General features: G+C 40.5%; 11 protein-coding genes and 1 pseudogene. 4 read left to right on the forward strand and 8 right to left on the reverse strand.

The window, feature by feature from the left end; genetic code table 11:
- Positions 1-543 precede the first annotated feature (543 nt).
- On the forward strand, positions 544-1,500 hold the full coding sequence (locus tag MXE38_RS10320) for a flagellin (RefSeq protein WP_246914483.1): 957 nt from the start codon (positions 544-546) through the stop codon (positions 1,498-1,500).
- 150 nt (positions 1,501-1,650) lie between these two features.
- On the opposite strand, the gene MXE38_RS10325 is transcribed toward MXE38_RS10320, so the two are convergent.
- The 5 genes and pseudogenes from MXE38_RS10325 to MXE38_RS10345 form a co-directional block, all read right to left on the reverse strand.
- Entirely contained in the window at positions 1,651-2,451 is an 801-nt protein-coding gene (locus MXE38_RS10325; protein WP_246914485.1) for a Nif3-like dinuclear metal center hexameric protein, read from the reverse strand.
- Between the two features lie 592 nt (positions 2,452-3,043).
- Complete coding sequence (locus tag MXE38_RS10330) at positions 3,044-3,913, reverse strand: SPOR domain-containing protein (RefSeq protein ID WP_246914487.1); 870 nt, start codon at positions 3,911-3,913, stop codon at positions 3,044-3,046.
- Between the two features lie 121 nt (positions 3,914-4,034).
- Positions 4,035-5,660 carry a Mur ligase family protein gene (locus MXE38_RS10335; protein ID WP_246914488.1) on the reverse strand — a complete coding sequence of 542 codons (1,626 nt, stop codon included), beginning with the start codon at positions 5,658-5,660 and terminating at the stop codon, positions 4,035-4,037.
- An 890-nt stretch (positions 5,661-6,550) separates the two neighbouring features.
- Positions 6,551-7,390 (reverse strand): annotated as a pseudogene (gene accD, locus MXE38_RS10340) (acetyl-CoA carboxylase, carboxyltransferase subunit beta); the annotation flags it as partial.
- 935 nt (positions 7,391-8,325) lie between these two features.
- Positions 8,326-9,273, reverse strand: coding sequence for an endonuclease/exonuclease/phosphatase family protein (locus MXE38_RS10345; RefSeq protein ID WP_246914489.1), 948 nt, complete (start codon positions 9,271-9,273; stop codon positions 8,326-8,328).
- A gap of 1,047 nt (positions 9,274-10,320) precedes the next feature.
- Between MXE38_RS10345 and MXE38_RS10350 the strand changes: the two genes are divergently transcribed.
- Positions 10,321-11,430, forward strand: a complete 1,110-nt coding sequence (locus tag MXE38_RS10350) for a GNAT family N-acetyltransferase (RefSeq protein ID WP_246914490.1) — start codon at positions 10,321-10,323, stop codon at positions 11,428-11,430.
- Between the two features lie 223 nt (positions 11,431-11,653).
- Here MXE38_RS10350 and MXE38_RS10355 read toward each other — a convergent pair whose 3' ends face one another.
- Positions 11,654-12,886, reverse strand: coding sequence for an MFS transporter (locus MXE38_RS10355; RefSeq protein ID WP_246914491.1), 1,233 nt, complete (start codon positions 12,884-12,886; stop codon positions 11,654-11,656).
- A 1,142-nt stretch (positions 12,887-14,028) separates the two neighbouring features.
- On the reverse strand, positions 14,029-15,246 hold the full coding sequence (locus MXE38_RS10360) for an MFS transporter (protein WP_246914492.1): 1,218 nt from the start codon (positions 15,244-15,246) through the stop codon (positions 14,029-14,031).
- Between the two features lie 1,057 nt (positions 15,247-16,303).
- Here MXE38_RS10360 and MXE38_RS10365 point away from each other — a divergent pair.
- Both MXE38_RS10365 and MXE38_RS10370 read left to right on the forward strand, forming a co-directional pair.
- The gene (locus tag MXE38_RS10365) at positions 16,304-16,792 is read left to right on the forward strand and encodes a 3'-5' exonuclease (RefSeq protein WP_246914493.1); all 489 of its coding nucleotides are present in this window, start codon (positions 16,304-16,306) and stop codon (positions 16,790-16,792) included.
- Positions 16,793-17,238: 446 nt separating this feature from the next.
- On the forward strand, positions 17,239-17,505 hold the full coding sequence (locus MXE38_RS10370) for a hypothetical protein (protein WP_246914494.1): 267 nt from the start codon (positions 17,239-17,241) through the stop codon (positions 17,503-17,505).
- Here the strand turns inward: MXE38_RS10370 and MXE38_RS10375 are convergent.
- Positions 17,485-18,048: a hypothetical protein gene (locus MXE38_RS10375; RefSeq protein ID WP_246914495.1), complete on the reverse strand. Its 564-nt coding sequence runs from the start codon at positions 18,046-18,048 to the stop codon at positions 17,485-17,487. The two genes, MXE38_RS10370 and MXE38_RS10375, sit on opposite strands and share 21 nt — an antisense overlap.
- Between the last annotated feature and the right edge of the window lie 323 nt (positions 18,049-18,371).

An 18,371-nucleotide genomic window follows, 5' to 3' on the forward strand; every position in this document is an offset into this window, starting at 1 on the left:
AATTCTATTATAGCATCGATACAAGAAACTATACTATATTGACATTTTGGTTTTATACATACATATAGATGATTACAGATTTGTTTCGGTAATTTAGACGGAAATCATACTATTGTCGGTCTATATGGTCTTTCTACCAATAAAATTGCAACTCAATTAAGAAAAACGAGAATATCCAGAGCTATCTAAGGTGAGGCTGGAATTTGGCAATTTTGATAAATTTTTTTACATTTTTAGTGAATTTTGGTTAAAAAATGCTAAAAACCAGCAAAAAAGCTTATTTTTGCCTATTTTGAATAATTTTGTTGGAGCTATTTATATATGTTGAGAATATCTATAAAAATAGCAAGAATCCTTGGACAATCTTATCTTTTTAACGGTCAAAGTGCTTAATTAAAGTTTTTGCTCTTAATAGCGATTATTTGAGTATACCGAGTACGAATTTAAAAACTCATACAATCCCTTGTACTTTTAGGTGAAATTAAAGGTGGCCAATAATTTTTTGCCACTCACATGCTTTTTCAAACTCAGAGGTTAGTAATTATGGCAGTTTATGTAAATACCAATATCTCCTCTTTGAATGGTCGCCGCTATTTAAACAATGTACAAAATTCTTTGACCACTACGTATCAGCGCTTAAGCTCTGGCATGCGCATTAACTCTGCCAAAGATGACGCTGCTGGCTTACAAATTGCCGACCGTTTAACCACCCAAATCAATGGATTAAATCAGGGAAATCGCAATACTAACGATGCTATTGCATTAGCTCAAACCATGGAAGGTGCTCTTGATGAGACCACCAACATGCTCCAAAAGATCCGTACCCTCGCCGTTCAAGCTTCAAACGGCACCAATAGCGCCGAGGATCGCAAAGCACTTCAGCAAGAAGTAAACAGCTTATCCTCTGAGGTTACCCGTATTGCTAAGCAAACCAAGTTTGGTGGCTACACTGTATTAAATGGTAAGTTAGAAGCTGGTGCAGGCAAGAATCCTAATTCTTTAATTGATGCTAACGGTAAGGTTACTTTCCAAGTAGGCGCTAATAACGGCGATCAAATCGAATTTAACATCGGTCAAGATGCATTTACCCTTACAGGTATTGCAAATATGGCAAACGTTCAAGGTAAAGACACAGCAGCAGATGCTGCTGGTCAAAATGGTACTGGCCTTGTTAAGAGCAAAAATGGTACTGATGCTACCTGGACTATTTCTACAGCTGAGGGTGCAAAAGCAACTTTAGCGAACATTGATAAGATTATTGCTCAGGTTGATAGCAAGCGTGCGGACCTTGGTGCCCTGCAAAACCGACTTGAATCCTCAATCCGCAATCAGGCTAACGTTGCAGCTAATCAGGCTGATGCACGTAGCCGTATTCGTGATGCTGACTTCGCTGAGGAATCTGCTGCTCTAAGCCAGCAATCAATTATTCAGCAGGCTGCTACTTCAATGCTTATGCAGGCTAACAGCCGTCCACAATTAGCCCTTTCAATGCTTGGCTAAGCTTAAGTAAAGATTTATAACTATCTATCTATTAACATTCAAAAAAGGCTCTTATCACTTAAGGTAAGAGCCTTTTTAATTAGCACGCTATGCAAGAGTTTTGCTTTGCCTTGCTTTGCATTGACTTGCCTTGCCTTGCTGGGATGGGGCTTAGAAGTCCTCGTCGGTGTCGATGCAGTAGGTTGGGACGCTCTTTTCGTAGGCAAAGTGGATTGGACAATGCTTGAGCTTGAACTTGTCTGCTAAGTGCTCACCTAAAAGGTTGATGGCCTCTTGCTCTGAGGCGTGGTGGCCTACTACAAATACTAAGGTGCCAGTTTCCATGGCCATATGGTAGGTTTGCTCGTTAGCATCGCCAGTGATTAAGGCTTGGAAGGTTGGCTGCTTATCATTGTCTAATAAAGATGATCCAGAACCTGAGCATACAGCCAAGTCATCAATCATCATATCCTCAGTAATATTACCTAAGAGGCTAACTTTAGTATCTAAGCGGTGGCATAAGATAGCTGCAATCTCTTTTACGGTAAGAGGCTCAGAGAGCTTTACTCTCATACCAATAGAGTTCTTATCACCTGGGGTAATGTAATCAACAACATCACCACCTAAGATATGGGCTAAAAAGGCATTATTACCAAATTCTTTATGAGCATCCATTGGGAGGTGATAAGCTACTAAATTAAGCTTACCCTCAACTAGAGCTTTTACTCGCAAGAAATAATTACCCACTAAGCGAGGATCGGCTCCTTTCCAGAATAGACCATGGTGCACAATTAATGTATCTGCACCAGCTTCAATAGCAGTATCAATAGCCTCTAAGGATGCAGTGCATGCAGTAGCAATTTTTTTAACCTCTTTAGGGCCTGCTACTTGTAAACCATTATAGGATGCATCCTTAAAATCATGGGCCTCCAAAAGCTCATCTAAATAGGTAGTTAACTCCGATACCTTCATAAAAAAAACTCCATGATAATAAAGCGGGTAATTGTTTTTTCTCTAATGCCCACACTATCTTATTCGTTAGCACCATGTCGGCAGTCAAAACTGTCACTGTTATGGGCATAGTTTTGGATATCAAGTGCAAGCTTGAAACAAGCGTGAGCTTGAGCCTTTTTCTATAGCTTGAATGAGTGCTGATAACAGCACTAAGCTTACCTCATGCTAAGCTTTGGTATTTTAACTAAGTTAAAGCTTAGTTTACACCTAAGCAAAGGGCTCTCTTAATAATAGCAAGATTCATTATACTTTGCTGACACTACTATTAGGTAGCATATAGGCTCTTATGATTGGCCAAAGCTCAGTAAAAGCACGGCAAAAGCCTGATAAGCGGATGCCAATGGCTTGCCAACGGTAGCCAACGGCTTGCTAACAGCTGGCTAATGGCAGAGGGCGGCTTGCCAATGGCTTGCTAAATGCCTGGCAGAAATTCATGGTGCTACTGTAATTAGCAAAAGAGCAAGCTAAAAGCTTGCTCTATTAGGTTGCTTATGTTTGGGGGTTAATTTAGCTAAAGCTGTATTTTTGTTAGCTTTGCTTTGCCTTTGTCTTAGAGTGGTACCACTTTAGATTTGGTGCCGCAGAGCTTATCGATACGGGCTGATAAGGAGCTAAGCTCAGCCTTGTTGTTGGAGCGACCGCCGTAAACTCGATAGAAAGAGGAGCCATTAGCATTGACGACTTTTACTGCGTAGTAAGAAATACCTGCCTTTTTGAGGGTATTTACTACGTTCATGGCATTGTCCTTCTTAGAGAACACACCAACTTGCACTACAAAGCGCTCATTAGGTCTGGTGCCTGCAAGTACATCATCTTTGCTATTTGCATTGTTCTTGGCACTAGCTGGAGTTGCTTGCGGCTTGGATGGGGCCTTTTGAGCAACTAAGATCTCAGGCTCTTTTTTCTCCACTGCTGGCTTTTTAACAGGGGTATTAGCACTAGGCTTAGAGGCAGTTAAGATTTCTGGCTCTTGAGTTTTGTTTGGTTGTGCCTGGGTTGGTGCTGAATTAACCTTATTGTTATTAGCAGTTAAGATTTCAGTGCCATTGATATTAGCATTGGCATTGGCATTATTTGGCTTTGAAAACTCAAGCATTTCAACTGAGCTATCAACATCAACTGAACCTTGGTTATTAGACTCCTGCTGCTGTGCAAGATTATTATTGTTAGGCTCTGGGGTTAAGTTAAGAACACCATTTTGATTATTGATATTAAGGGCCTGCTCCATATTGGCACTAGGCTGATAGGTAAGCTGGCCCTCTTGATTAAGCACAGCACCATTACTGTCTACAGCCACAGCATCTGGATTTTGCTTAACAATCACATCTTTAGACAAGATCACAGGTAAGAAAATTAAAATGGAGGAGGCTACAATAGCAAAACCTACCAGACGATTTCTTAAACTCTTACTAATGACCATAACGTTATGCTCCTGCTCAACAATGTGCTCAATCTAAGTCAATAATACTAAAAAAAATGCGTCTTTTCAGAGCCTGCCCCAAAAGTACTTAAACATTACTTATTATTGGGGCTAATAATTACTAATTTACGTGTAAGAAATCAGAGGCTTCACTTACAGTAACAAAAGAACCCATAACAATAATGGTATCTTCACAAGCACAATCATGTTGAGCTTGATCAATGGCCTTAGCTACAGTATCACACTTATAAAGTTGTACCTTCTCATGATCAACATGATCATTGAGGTAATTATATAAGCGTTCTTGGCTCTCGCCACGCGCAGTATTTAAGGTTGCTACATAGAAGGCATCAAAGCTATCTTTTAAGGTAGCAAGCACGCCTTCAATATCTTTGTCTTTAAGCATAGCAATAACTGCTACCTTACGGCCTTTAGAGCTTAAATAAGTACCTAAATGAGCCTTTAAGTGAGCAGCTGCTGGTTCATTATGAGCTACATCAAGATAGATATTTGGCTGATAAGAGGCCAGCTGCATACGACCAGGCAAGCAAACATTAGCCACAGCATCTTCAATGGCACTTAAGGTTTCAAAATTATTCTTAAAGCCTAAGGCATCAATGAGCTTAAAGATAACATTAAGAGCAATACCAACACAGCTTACAGGTACTTTTGGATAAGGGAAGTATAAAGCAAAGCTTACTGCCTTATCTTGGTAGCAAATTTCATGGCTCTGAGCAAAGGACTTACCCTCACAATCGGTCTTGGCTACTACATCAACCTTAAAGGCAAAGTCCTCTAAATAAGTCTTGGCATCATTGGTCTTAGCAACAGTTAAAATTTCTAAACGAGCATCTTCGTCAATATTCTTACCTACTACTACCTCACCATAAGGCTTAATAATGCCTGCCTTTTCATGAGCAATTTGAGTAGAGCTATCACCCAAGATTTTCATATGGTCTTTACCAATAGAGGTGATAACAGCAATATCGTTATAGAAGATATTAACTGCATCTAAGCGACCGCCTAGACCAACTTCTAAAACTAAGAGCTCACAGCGCTGATACATAAAGGCACGTACCGCAGCTAAAGTAGCAATTTCAAAATAAGTAAGCTCAATTACCTCATCTTTTAAAGGACGCTTATTAGCCATGAGGCGAGGAGCTCCTAATTCTTGGGCACGAGTAGCCTGATTGAGCTCAGCAATAGCCATAATGCGCTCATCTGAGCTTAAAGAGCTATCGTCCTCAAAGTCCTCATCCTTAAACTGAGCAAAGTTTTCTTCTTGAGGGTCAATCAAGGATTCAATTTGAGCATCAGGAAATTGTGCTGCTACTACCTCGGAAAAGCACTTAGCTAATAATTGGTCATCAATCTTTTCACCATTGAGCTGAATACGCTCAGTAAAAGACTTTAAGTGCGGAGAGGTAAACATGCCCACATTAACATCTAAATTGCTCATGGTTTGAGCAATTAAGGCACAAGTAGAGCCCTTACCATTAGTACCAGCAACACTAACAATATAGGTACCATTGTTGACCAAGTCCTCAAACAAATGGAGACGAAAAGCCACTTCACGCACTCTATCTAGACCTAGGGCCATATGATCAGGGTTAATAGTATTTAAATACTGTTCCCAATGAGCAATATCCCAGCTATTACCTTGATTTTTAGCCTCTAATAAGGCTTGAAAAAGAGCGTTGCTATCTTGTTGTACAGCTTGTCCGCCAATAGTTTCGGTTTTGATCATAACAATAATCAGGTGTGATCCTCATTAAAATCAAAGAGGAAACACTCTGCTCCTTTTTAAAAGCTAATAAACAGAATACTTCTCTTTTGCTAGCAAAAAAGAAGCTTGAGTCCTAAAGCTATCTAAAGACCCAAAAGATCCCCTATGCTACTAAGGGCAGGTAAAATTAAGACCAAGTACTAGTTAGTACTATATTAAGTCTCTTCACTCTAATAATACAAAAAAAGCCACAGGATGCACTGTAGCTTTTAGTCAATTATGCTAATTATTCTTGGCCAAAATATAATTTTTGGCTAATACATCACACCTTTAGACTACTTTAATTGAAAAGAACCAGCCCTACATCTCTTGCAAAGACCTAAGCACCAGCTTATGGCCATTAGCCTCCTAAGCTCTAGCCCTCATAGTCTCAGATAAAAACCTTAGGCCTATTGCTAAGAAGCCTGAACTATGAGCCCTGGTCACAAGCCCTAGCCAAGAGCTGTGGCTACAAGCCTGAGCCAAGAGCTTAGGCCTCATGGCCTGAGCTTCAAAGCCAAGCTTATGCTTGGCTTTAGCGCAAGCTTGAGATTAGCTAATTTTGTCCCTCACTTTAATGGGTAAAGGCGGCTGCTTATTGGTATAGCTGCATGGCTATTTTGCAGGGGTAAACTGCAAGATTCTAAGGTGAGCTTAGAGTAAAACTCTCATTACTTATTTAAGGCACGACGAGAGGTTTTCTTAGCCTTTTCCTCAGACTCTCCTTTGGAGAGATCCTCATTTTTCTCAAAGTCTAAAGGCTGCTCAGTACCTTCAAGTGCAAGGTGCTCTTGAGCAGTAGCTAAGAGATCATCAGAGGCAGCAGCTAATTGATTAATTGGCATGTAGGTTTGGCCCTGAAGGCTGTAACCTAACATCTTAGCAATTAACTCTGCAATCTCATCACGCATCTTGTGACGAGCTACGATCATGTCAATAGCGCCTTTTTCTAATAAGAACTCTGCTCTTTGGAAACCTTGAGGTAACTTCTCACGTACGGTTTGCTCAATAACACGAGGGCCAGCAAAGCCAATTAAAGCATTTGGCTCAGCAATATTAACATCACCTAACATGGCTAAAGAGGCAGATACACCACCCATGGTAGGATCGGCCATTACAGAAATAAATGGTAAGTGAGCATCAGACATCTTTGCTAATACAGCAGAAGTCTTAGCCATTTGCATTAAGGAGAGTAAGGACTCTTGCATACGAGCACCACCAGAGGTGGAGAAGCAAACTAAAGCACGACCCTCTTTAATACACTCTTGAGCTGCTAAGCAGAAACGAGCACCAACAACAGAGCCCATGGAGCCTGCCATGAAGTTGAACTCAAAAGCACAAGCTACTACAGGAATGCCCTTTAAAGTGCCCTTTTGTACTACTAAGGCTTCTTTTTCACCAGTGCTCTTTTGAGCAGCAGTGTAACGATCCTTATAGCGCTTTAAATCCTTGAAGCGTAATACATCATGTGGCTCTAACTCAGAACCTAACTCGACACGATCACCTTCATCTAAGAAGGACTCAATACGAGCACGAGCCTTAATACGCATATGGTGGCCACACTTTGGGCACACATTAAGATTACGCTCTAGCTCAGAGCGATAGAGCACCTGATCACAAGCTTCACACTTAGTCCAAACGCCCTCTGGGATCTCATGCTTGCTGTTGTCGCTCTTTGTAAACTTTCTAGCAATGTCATCAATCCAGCTCATAAAAATGTACCCTCAGTTAAAAACCAAGTCTTTCGTAAATTAAGAAAGAAAAACCAAAACCAATTAAAAAATCTTTAGCCTACCCATACTCCCTGCCCTTAATTTATTAAGCACTAAGTAGTAGTTAGTATGAGCTTAGGCAAACTAGTGCTGCCTAAAGGTCTTAGCACCGTACAGAGATTAATTTTAGGAAAAAGATATATAAAACAAGATAGTAAAGACTAAAAAATGAGTGCCACAAACATGTTTGGTTTTCACCATACTCAACACTACAAGAATAGCCACTAATTATCTTGTAAATTTTGCACTGTATTATTATCACTAAACAGTGCCGTTTTAGGCCTGACATAATGGCTTTAAAACGCACAACGAAGATTAATTATAATACAATTTATCTCAATCTCACAAACAAAGTACAAGCGATGCCGCCCCATAGGCCTATTTATCGCAAATATAAGACCCCTCACGCAATCTAAAAAGTGCACTTTTTCTCAACAATTGGGGCCAAAACTCATCCTCACCAAGCTTTAAGCTTATAGCCTATAGTTTGCTCTCACTCCAAAATTCAAAGGCATGGTGTATTAACCCCTTACTCATAGCTTTTCCTCCCATGCCTCTTAAAAAGGCCAAAAGCATAAACTTGCAAGAGCCCTTATCCACCTACTTACCCTTTTACAATTACAACAGCATCATTATCTGCCTTAGCAGCAAGTACTGCATAGACAGCATTAACACTGTCGCATAAACAGATTGAGCAGCACCCTTGCAAGCTTTTGCCTTAGCTTAATAAAGGCCACGAGAGCCATGACCAGGCCTGCTTTGCTGAGCTGAGCTAAGCTGAGCAAAGCAGAGCTGCGCTCTGCTGATAAAGGTAATGGCAGGCAAAATTGCCTGCATGAGGGATTGCAATTTAGCCCTATGAGGGCTGGGTAAGTTTAGCGCTCTTTTAGTCTCATAGTAGCAATGATAGGTAAGTGATCTGAGACGCTATCCCAATCTACGCCTAAATCGTCGCCGCCTGGTACCTTAATTTCTTTGAGCTCCCAACGCTGGCCACGAGAGGTAAAGATATGGTCTAAATCAGCCATTGGGTTGGCAGCTGGCCAAGTGCGCATCTTATAGCTATCTTTAGCAGAGACTAAATCCCAATAGCGCTCTAATTCAGCTACATTAGCACTGTTGTAAGTATCGTTAAAATCACCCATTAAAATCTTAATCTTAGTGGTAGCATCCTTAATTTGCTTTAATGAAACATTAGCTACGGCAATATCATTAATACGTGCTACTTGTTGCTTTTGGATGGAGTGATCTTCTTTGTAATCTAAGTGAGTATTAAGCACAATAATAGGACTATCAAACTTGTCATGCTTAATTTCGGCAGCTAACACAATACGTTGTTCGTCTACTCCTGGCTCACCTGATGGCAATTCCACTACTTCCCAGTTTTCAATAGGATATTTGCTGACAATAGCAATACCATATTGGCCACCTTCAAAGTCAATAGCACGGCCAAAGGCATAGTGAAGGCCTAATTGTTTAGCAATATACTGGGCTTGATCAACCTTGCCTGATCGCTCTGTCTTATTGTCTACTTCATTAAGAGCTACAATGTCAGCTCCTAAAGCCTTAATGGCGTTAGTCACTTCATCAATATTGGAAACACGAGCTGCGCCCATATTGTAAGAAGCAACCTTAATTACAGGGCCCTTTTTGTACTCTTTATTGGTCACACCCTCAACAATAGGGTTAAGCACCTCAGCTTGAGCTCCTTTAGCAGCTGCGGCAGCACTATTCTTGGCACTATCTGAGGCATAAGCACCTGAAACCAAAGAGCAGCTTAACAATAAGGCACCAACACCATAAGCTAACTTTGACATCTTCATAGAAAAAAACCTTACATCAATAAAACATACTTAGCTACCCCCTACTTATCTCACAACAACCATCACAAAATAGATAAGCACTAAAGTTAAGTAAGCCAAGTACCAAAAACTAATGACTAACAACCTAATTTAATTAGCAAACAGCCACTACGCTGCTGTCTGTAGCAACAAAGAAACTATCACTAGGATGATTCTTTTGGTTTTAGTTAAGCAAGCGCAATAGCAAGAGCAAGAGCAAGAGCCAACAACTACCCAACTAACAACTCCATCCTAATATTGAGTACTACCACTTAGCCACTAACTAGTGGCTTATGGCGAGTGCTAGTAGCTAGTAGCTAATAAGCCGCCACAGTTCAAACAGCTCCAACAGTTTCAATCGCTTTTAACTAAGGCTTAAGCTGAGCTTGGGCTTAGGCCTAGGACTAGGCCTCGGCTTAGGAACTGTAGTTAAATAATTTCTACGATTACAATCCAATCACACTGTGAAACATCAGGTGGTTTAGTGATTATTTGCTTGTTTTATGGGCTTACAATTCCTTAGATTAAGCCCCAAGCCTATTAGACAAGCTTTGTAAGCCTCGTCCTATAATTTCATTCTAGGAACATTTGGCTCCTATATGCTTAGGGAAGCCTAACAACTACATTGCACTAAAAAGCCTGCCTGTTGGCCCTTTAGCCAGCCAAATAGACAAATAGCCCAAAAGCCCAGTAGCACATTGGCCATTTAGCCAATTAGCTATCTAATTGGCTGCTTTGTTTTGCTTTCTTGATGGCTAGCTGGAGCCATATATTTCAATGTGTTTAGTATTATGCACTTGATTAATAATTTAGGCTGTGCCCAGAGAGCAAATCTGCTAAAAACGTCTCAAGAAAAATTCTATTAAGCTAAGAGGATCACATTATTTGTGATCTATGCCCATTTTCTAAGCTTAATCTGATAAGCTAATTAAATAGTATGGTTAGTTGTCATACTGGACTAGTAGTATGTTCTGATTTAATAATTAGTTTTATTAAAGATAAGATTATCGAAAATATTGTTTTATTACCATGTACACAGATCAATCTTTAACTCATAATCACGGACTTAATAGTAATTTAGAAGTCGCTCTTTACAATAACCATGCTCACTATCAGCACCTATACGATTTAATCGCAGAGCTAAAGAGCTATGGTACCTATACTATAGGAAGTGATGAGCCCTTAAGTGAAGAGCTGCAAGATAAGGTTGATCAGACTATAGTAGATTATCTTAATGGCACACATTTATTTATGTGCTTTAATCCTGAGGTTAACAAAAACTCCAAGATCTACCCTCCAGAGGGTTCCTTATGTGGACTATTGAGCCTTAGTATTAAAGAAATTCCTGTTCATGAGCCTAAAAGCGGCATTGATGCCATGCAAAGCACCATGCTTACTATTACTGCACTCAAAGGAGCCATGCAATCAGCCTCTAAAGGCGACTTTGACCTCTCAGAACACTTTAAGGCCGTCTCAGCTCTCAACCCAAGCCTTGCTCAAACGAATACTAGCTCTGATACTACCAATATTGCAGACCCTACCTCCGCTACTGACAGCTCTGAAGAGGGCCCAAGTGATACCAATCAAAAGGCCGCTTTATCTGATCCTTCTAGCTTAAGCACTAGCACCAATCACAACTCCATGTTCGACCATATGTCCTCTGAGGACTTAAAGGCCAAGGTTGCTGCTGCCCAAGCTACTTTAGATGCAATCAATGCCCTCAATACTCAAAAAGCAGCCCAAGAACAAGAGGCCCTAGAGCAGGCCCAAGCCCAAGATCAATCACAAGATGGCAATAACTCAAATGGCTCAGATTCAGCCAAAGATCATAAGGACGAACAAGCCAAGCAAGAGCAAGAGCATTATTGCTTTATTAATCGTGTTTACATTCGTCCACAAGAGCGCCATCAAGGTGCCGCCACTAAGCTTTTAGAACAAGCCATTAGCTTTGCCAAAGAGCAAGAGTGCCAGCAAATTATTTTAAGCACCATTGCCACTTACCAATCTGCCCTTAGTCTCTACCAAAAGATGGGCTTTACAGAGCTTGACCCTAATAAATTGCCAGAAAACATTAAAATCAAAGCCCGCACCATCTATTTAGGCCTTTCCCTCAAAGAACCAGAAAATAGCCAAGCCTAATCATGCCAGGCTGCCCTGGCAGCCCTGGCCATGCAAGGCATGGCCATGTTAGGCAAGGCCTAGCCTTGCAAGGCCTTGCTAGTCTTTGCCAGGCCCGATCTGAACAGATAGATTTGAATAAGCCTAACAGGCGCTATTCATAAATAGATAAACCCAGCTAAGCTTTTGCAATTTGAGCTAGGCTAAGCTGGGTTTTTAGTAAGTCTTTAGATAGTTGAGATCTTTAGGCTTGAGCTGTGGCCATAGATGATTGGGCTGCATTGTTGGCGCTTGGATTTTGATGCTCAGGCTCTTGGGTCAGATCTTTAAAGTGCTGCTCATGCTTGCGATAGAACCAGTACATGGAAAGAGCACCAATAGTAGTGAGCATGGCTCCAAATACAGTGATATAGCTCATGGACATGTTGTGATCTAAAGGAATACCACCTACATAAGCACCCAGAGCATTGCCTAAGTTAAAGGCAGCCTGAATCATAGAAGCGCCTAATAATAAGCCGCCTGGAGCTGTTCTTAAAATAGACACTTGCTCAGGAGAACCTACGGCAAAGAGCATACCTGCAATAAGGCAAACTAAGATTAAACAAGCAATGGTATTTTGACCAAAAGCTGCTACTCCTAATAAAGCCAATACAGCAATTACCTGGCAAATAGTAGCAATAATGCCTGGAGTGTAGCGATCGCAAAGTCTACCAGAGACTAAATTGGCAATTACCATACATACGCCCATAGCACCCATCACAATGGATACCTGACCTAAAGGCACAGAGGCAAAATCTGTAAGAATAGGACTAATGTATGATTGCATGCAGAAAATACCTGCATTACCAAAAGCAGTAGCACTTAGTACTAACCAAGGAGCAGGATGCTTTAAAAAGACAAATTGGCTCTTAAAGCCATTATCCACAATCTTACCCACATCACGTATAAAGAAGATAGCACTTAATAATACGATAATGCCCCAAGCACCAATAAAGTAGAAAATAATACGCCAAGTGAAGCTATGTGCTAAAGCAGTACCTACTGGCACACCAAAAATATTGGAGATGGTCATACCTGCGATCATAATCGCAATAGCGGTAGTACCTTTACCACGGCTAGCCAGACGCTGAGCAATAATAGAACCAACACCGAAATAAGCACCATGAGGAAGACCTGCAATAAAGCGAGCTGCCAGCATAGTCTCATAAGAGCTAGCAAAACCAGTTAGAGTATTGCCTACAATGTGGATCACAATCATTAAGAGCAAAATAGTCTTAAGCTTAACTGCCCTCATTAAGATAATGCAAAACACACCAATGGCCACACCTAAAGCATAGGCAGATACGCCATGACCACTTTGTGAGAGGCTAATATTAAAATCCGCTGCCCAATAAGGTAGTAAGCCCATGGCTACGAACTCAGCAATACCTAAACCTAAGGTACCAAAAGCTAAAGCAATTAAACCCTTATAGCTCATATTAATTAAAATCCAAAAAACAAAAAACGTACACTACAAAGTAAACTACTTTACAAACGATTTAAATTTACGCTCTATTAGCCTCATTTAAAGGCCAATAGCAAAGGCTATTTTTGTGATAATAAAATCAACAAAAATTATAAAGCTCCTGCTAAAAATCAAGTTTGCTCCATGCTGTTGTTGTACCAGGATTCTATGGATAAGCAAATGACAATATCAGTCAAGTAAGCTTAATTTGACCATATTTAAGCGCAATAAGGGCCAGAAATTTCAGCCCTCTTAAATCAGCGCTAATTTTAACAAAACGCCTTTAAAAAAAGTGATCTTTATCAAAAAAATAACTTAAGCGCCCAAAAGTGATCATCTATCACCTCTCAAAACGTGCACGCACACATTGTCACTAAAACTCTAGTCCCCTATATGAGCGAGCTTAGCTACGTATACATTCAACCAAGATAAAGCTCTAAAGATGAGAGAGAGTAAGAAAAGAAAAGTGAAAATTAAATGGCTATACCACAGACATAGGGGAGACAGTTGGTTATTTATCAAATTTTGCTTAGATTTTGCGTTGGGAAGGTAATAAATTCGTATAAATGACCCTCAACATACAACAAAACTGTTAGTTTAACGTAAATAATTGAATGTCTCCCCTATGTCAGATACCGTTAACTATAAGATGAGATAAAAAGAGCCCCTCAGCATTAAACCTTTATGGAAAGCTGCACACCCATCAAAAGGCCACCTCACTGCCTTTACCCACCGCCCAAATACCCTTACACCGTCAGCAGATAGTTGATAAACAAGCTGCATTGACCCCACAAAATAAAAAGAGGATAAAAGAAGCGGCCTTACCATCATCTATTATCCTCTCTTATCCTTTGCAGGATAGTACCAGCCCTGCTTTACATAGACTGGATTAAAAAAGTTGCCACACCACCTACCTAACCTAAGCTAACCCAAACTTACCTCAGCTTATTTTGTTTAGCATTTTAAGCTAATCACCGCCTTGGTAGTGTTTTGCCCTCTGCATTCATTGTGCAAGATGCTAAATGGCTCTATGGCTGTTAGGCTAGCTTGTTTGCAAGCAAGCTTGCTTGTTTATTTGCTAGCTGGCTGGCTTGGCAATGGCCTTAATCTTGAAATTAAACGCTTTGAGCTTGGTTGTTAGATTGCTCTTCTGGCTGTGAGTCATCGTCATGCGCAGTATCTTTAAACAGCATCTCATGCTTTCTAAAGTAGATAAAGAGAGACCAAGCACCAATGGCCGCTAAAATAGCGCCAAAAATAGTAACGTAGCTTAGATGCAACTCAAACTCGAAAGGAATACCACCAACATAAGCACCAACGGCATTACCTAAGTTAAAGGCAGCTTGTACCATAGAGGCACCTAACAATAGACCACCTGGGGCTACGTGTAAGATAGCAACTTGCTCGGGTGAGGATATGGCAAAGAGCATACCTGCTGCAATACAAGCTAAGACAATACAAGCAACTGGGTTTTGGCCAAAGGCAGCTATACCTAAAAGTACAAAGATAGTGATAAATTGGCAGACAAAAGCAACTTTACCAGGAGTGTAGCGATCGCACAAGCGTCCTGAGACTAAATTAGCAATTACCATGGAAACACCCATAGCAGCCATTACTGCTGAAACATATTGCAATGGTAAACCTGCATAATCAGTAAGTAGAGGACTGATATAAGAGTGCATACAGAAGATACCTGCATTACCAAACATGGTTGCACCTAATACTAACCAAGGAGCAGGATTCTTTAGGAAAACAAACTGACCTTTAAAGCCTGTATCCTCAATCTTACCTACATCACGTACCCATAAGATGGCACTGACTAAAACAATAATGCCCCACACAATTACTAAATAGAAAATAGTACGCCAAGATAAGCTGTGAGCTAGAGCAGTACCTAAAGGCACACCAAAGATATTGGATACAGTCATACCTGCTACCATGATAGAAACAGCACTGGTTCCCTTACCTTTGGTAGCTAATCTTTGAGCGATAATTGAGCCTACACCAAAATAAGCACCATGAGGCAGACCTGCAATGAAACGAGCTCCTAGCATAGTCTCAAAAGTTGGAGCAAAAGCAGTTAGGACATTACCTAAAATATGTACCAAGATTAATAAGATCAAAATAGTCTTTAGCTTTAAGGTACGCATAAAGATGATAAAGAAAGCACCAATAGCTACGCCTAAAGCATAAGCAGAAATGGCGTGACCACTCTGAGCAATAGAAACATTAAAATCAGATGCCCAATATGGAAGCAATCCCATAGCAACATATTCAGCAATACCCAGACCTAAAGTTCCAAAGGCCAGAGCAATTAAACCTCGAATTAGCATTTACTAACGCCTCAACAACAATTACAACTTTAATGAGCACACCAGAGCACGATCTACCGCCCGCCCATACCAACTTAGCTAAGCTCAATAATCATAAACTTAGCTTCATAGCACGGCATTGCGCCATAAAGTACAGCACATAGAGCATATCTCTACTCATTACAGCCACTCACAGCAATTTTTTAAAGACAAAAAAAACTGCCCAGCAACTCAAGCTTGCGCTTGAGCTTTTTCTAGATCTTTTAGAAAAACTCATGATTACGCACCCTTACCTACTCTTATAAAGTTGTCCCCTCTCAAGATTAAGCTAATCTCTTAGAGAAACACCAAATACCCCCTTAAGGAGTAGTAACTTAGGAATAAGCATACGTTGTAAAGCCTACTTGGCTCTATATATCTCTTACAAGCACTAACATCAGCTAATTTTGGCACCCAGACCAACTAACTATATTAAGCTTGTACTAAATATACAGCCCAATGTACATGGTTCTTCAAACAGACACTAGAATGGCAGCTAATTCTAGCAAATTCATTTGTTAGTTGAGCGTCAAGTTTGCTTATGCACCATTACTACCCACGCTAAACAATCACTACGGCCACAACTGCAATCACAATTGCAACCACAAGAGCAATTGCAAAATACAAACGCGCCAGCCTTAAGTTAAGCTCCGAATTAAAAACATCTTGATGATGCTGGGTAATGTTTGGGAGCAGCCCTATGCTTTGCCATGCTTCTCTACCAGATTTAAGCTAATAAAGCTTTTGTTAGCAACAAGCTAATTTACTCGCCCCTAGCCCTTATTTAAGTAAAGCAAGACCACCTCAAGCAATACCAACTTAAGCACCACCTTTATCGCCTTACCTACCATAGCAATCACAACAAACTTGATAAGCACAGCAGACTGTTTGAACCCTTACTTAAACCCCTAACATTTGGAATCTATCGCCCTGCTCTTGCTTACATTATTTATACAAAAGCCAATCTTATCCCATCCTAGATCATGCTATGATAGATATCGTTAGTATTAGTAGCCTTTTGTTTTTTTGTAGAAGAATTATGAATAATTTTGCAGCTATAGACTTTGAGACCGCCAACTTTAATCGCTCTAGTGTTTGCTCAGTAGGTGTAGTGATTTACCAAGATGGCATCAAGGTCGATGAAATTTACGAATACATTAAGCCCGCCCCTAGTCACTTTGAGCAAAGATGCATTGATGTTCACGGCATTTTGCCTTTTCAAGTAGAGAATGCCCCTCTATTCCCTCAAGTATGGGCTAAGATTGAGCCTAAAGTGGCAGGACTACCATTAGTGGCTCACAATATGTCCTTTGACCGCTCTTGCTTGTTTAAAGTTTGCGATTATTATGGCATGCCTCATCCTGACCATGAGTACTTATGCACATGTCAGGCTGCCAAAAGACAACTACCAAACTTACCAAATCATACTCTTGATACCCTGGCTTCTTACTACAAGATCAGCCTCAACCATCACCACGCTCTTTCTGATGCTCAAGCTTGCGCTCAATTAGCTCTACGCTTACTCTAAAGAGTTTAAAACCTTGCTCAGGCTCCGCTCCAACCACGCTTAAGCCTGAGCATAACACCCATCTGACCAATAAAAAGGCTAATACCCAATCCTTTAGAGCAAGCATCAAGCTATCATTGCCTCCTAACCACCAAACCAGCCCAGCGCAGCCCACTAATCCTTGCCTTCTATTACTTAACTCTTGCCTTGCCCACCACTCCAGGCTGTTAAAGTGCTCATGACAAGCCAAGCACTAGCGCAAGTAATATTGCTTTTACCCACATAGTGTAATCTCTAGCTGGCCATTGTTACTTGCAAAGCTTAGTCGTTAGCAGCTTTGCTCAGGCAACAAACTCTAATAGCTGGTTGCAACTTTTTTTGCCAAGATGTGATCTACTGTGGTTTAATTTAGATGGCTGAATCTTTATGATAATTATTATCTGTTAGGTGAATTTAAGGAATTTTGTATGAGCAGAAAACCCGTTGATCTGTCTGATAATCCTAAGTTTGGTGGCCCTATTGGTATTACTCCATTAGGAGGATGCACTCAATGTAAGGATTGTTGCTTTCAATATCCAGATCCTGAAAATGCTCGTAGTAACGACTATCTCAAGGCCATTTGTATGATTTATACCCCAGAGCGTGGTATGAAGCCTGTTGGGGTAATGAACGATGAGGCAAAGTGCGAATACTTTGACAGCCTGTCTCAGTTTTTAGCTGAACACCCTAATTAGCAGCTGCTCATTATCGTCAGACTTTTGCTTGTAGATTAGCATACCTGCCTGCTCAGGTAAGGCAGCCCTAGGCTTATTGTCTGAGCTATCAAGGGCCTTAATTGCCTCTGTAGATGGCTCTTGCCCCTTTGCTGGCATCGCCATGAGGCTTGCTTGCTTACTTGGTAGCTTATCAGCCTTACCTACTGATTTAGGTGCTATCTCAGCTGTTGTGCTCGATAAGTCCTTAAGAATCTTATCTACAGATTGATCTAAGTCAGGGACAACGTTCTTTAATACAGCATTTAAAGCTTGTTTGCTTTTGTCCGCAATACAATTACAGTCGCTATCCTCACAAAGGCAAGCATTGTTTAAGGCTGCATCAAGCTTATTAGCAGTAGACTCCCCTAAAGCAAACTCATTAGGGTCAAAATCAATATTATTAGCTCTTAATAGAGCAAGGGCTTTATCAAGCTTTGCTTTTGTCTCATTATTCTCGTTAATAATGGAAGCTAATCTAGCCTCTATATCTTGCTTGATCAATATGCGAGCGTTTCTAAGCATGCGCTCTTGCATTCTGTCGCATACTCTTTTTAAATCAGCGTATAAGAAAGCAGAATCATTTTCAGCGTTGGAAGAGTCGGCTCTAAGGAACTGTAGCTAATTAAATTGATCTTAATCTTATGATATCATAATAACCTAAAAGTGAGGTGATTTATGGAAAACACTATTCAAGTTACTCTATCAAAAGAAAGCATCGAAAAATTGATGGAAGTAAGCAATTTTGATGAAAAGCAGAGACGAATTTTTTATGGATTTCTTTGTGAAAGTTATGGCCATGGTGGTAGAAAGATAGTTTCTGATATGCTAAACGTATCTGTTAATAC

Origin of the sequence: Anaerobiospirillum sp. NML120448, assembly GCF_023050945.1 — a bacterium.
GTDB lineage: Bacteria > Pseudomonadota > Gammaproteobacteria > Enterobacterales > Succinivibrionaceae > Anaerobiospirillum.

Excerpts from the sequence above, each read along its gene's own strand:
- MXE38_RS10370 (WP_246914494.1), top strand. The coding sequence starts at position 17,239 with ATGAGCAGAAAACCCGTTGATCTGTCTGATAATCCTAAGTTTGGTGGC.
- MXE38_RS10355 (WP_246914491.1), bottom strand. The coding sequence starts at position 12,886 with ATGAGCTATAAGGGTTTAATTGCTTTAGCTTTTGGTACCTTAGGTTTA.
- MXE38_RS10325 (WP_246914485.1), bottom strand. The coding sequence starts at position 2,451 with ATGAAGGTATCGGAGTTAACTACCTATTTAGATGAGCTTTTGGAGGCC.
- MXE38_RS10360 (WP_246914492.1), bottom strand. The coding sequence starts at position 15,246 with ATGCTAATTCGAGGTTTAATTGCTCTGGCCTTTGGAACTTTAGGTCTG.
- MXE38_RS10350 (WP_246914490.1), top strand. The coding sequence starts at position 10,321 with ATGTACACAGATCAATCTTTAACTCATAATCACGGACTTAATAGTAAT.
- MXE38_RS10375 (WP_246914495.1), bottom strand. The coding sequence starts at position 18,048 with ATGCTTAGAAACGCTCGCATATTGATCAAGCAAGATATAGAGGCTAGA.
- MXE38_RS10365 (WP_246914493.1), top strand. The coding sequence starts at position 16,304 with ATGAATAATTTTGCAGCTATAGACTTTGAGACCGCCAACTTTAATCGC.
- MXE38_RS10345 (WP_246914489.1), bottom strand. The coding sequence starts at position 9,273 with ATGAAGATGTCAAAGTTAGCTTATGGTGTTGGTGCCTTATTGTTAAGC.
- MXE38_RS10320 (WP_246914483.1), top strand. The coding sequence starts at position 544 with ATGGCAGTTTATGTAAATACCAATATCTCCTCTTTGAATGGTCGCCGC.
- MXE38_RS10335 (WP_246914488.1), bottom strand. The coding sequence starts at position 5,660 with ATGATCAAAACCGAAACTATTGGCGGACAAGCTGTACAACAAGATAGC.
- MXE38_RS10330 (WP_246914487.1), bottom strand. The coding sequence starts at position 3,913 with ATGGTCATTAGTAAGAGTTTAAGAAATCGTCTGGTAGGTTTTGCTATT.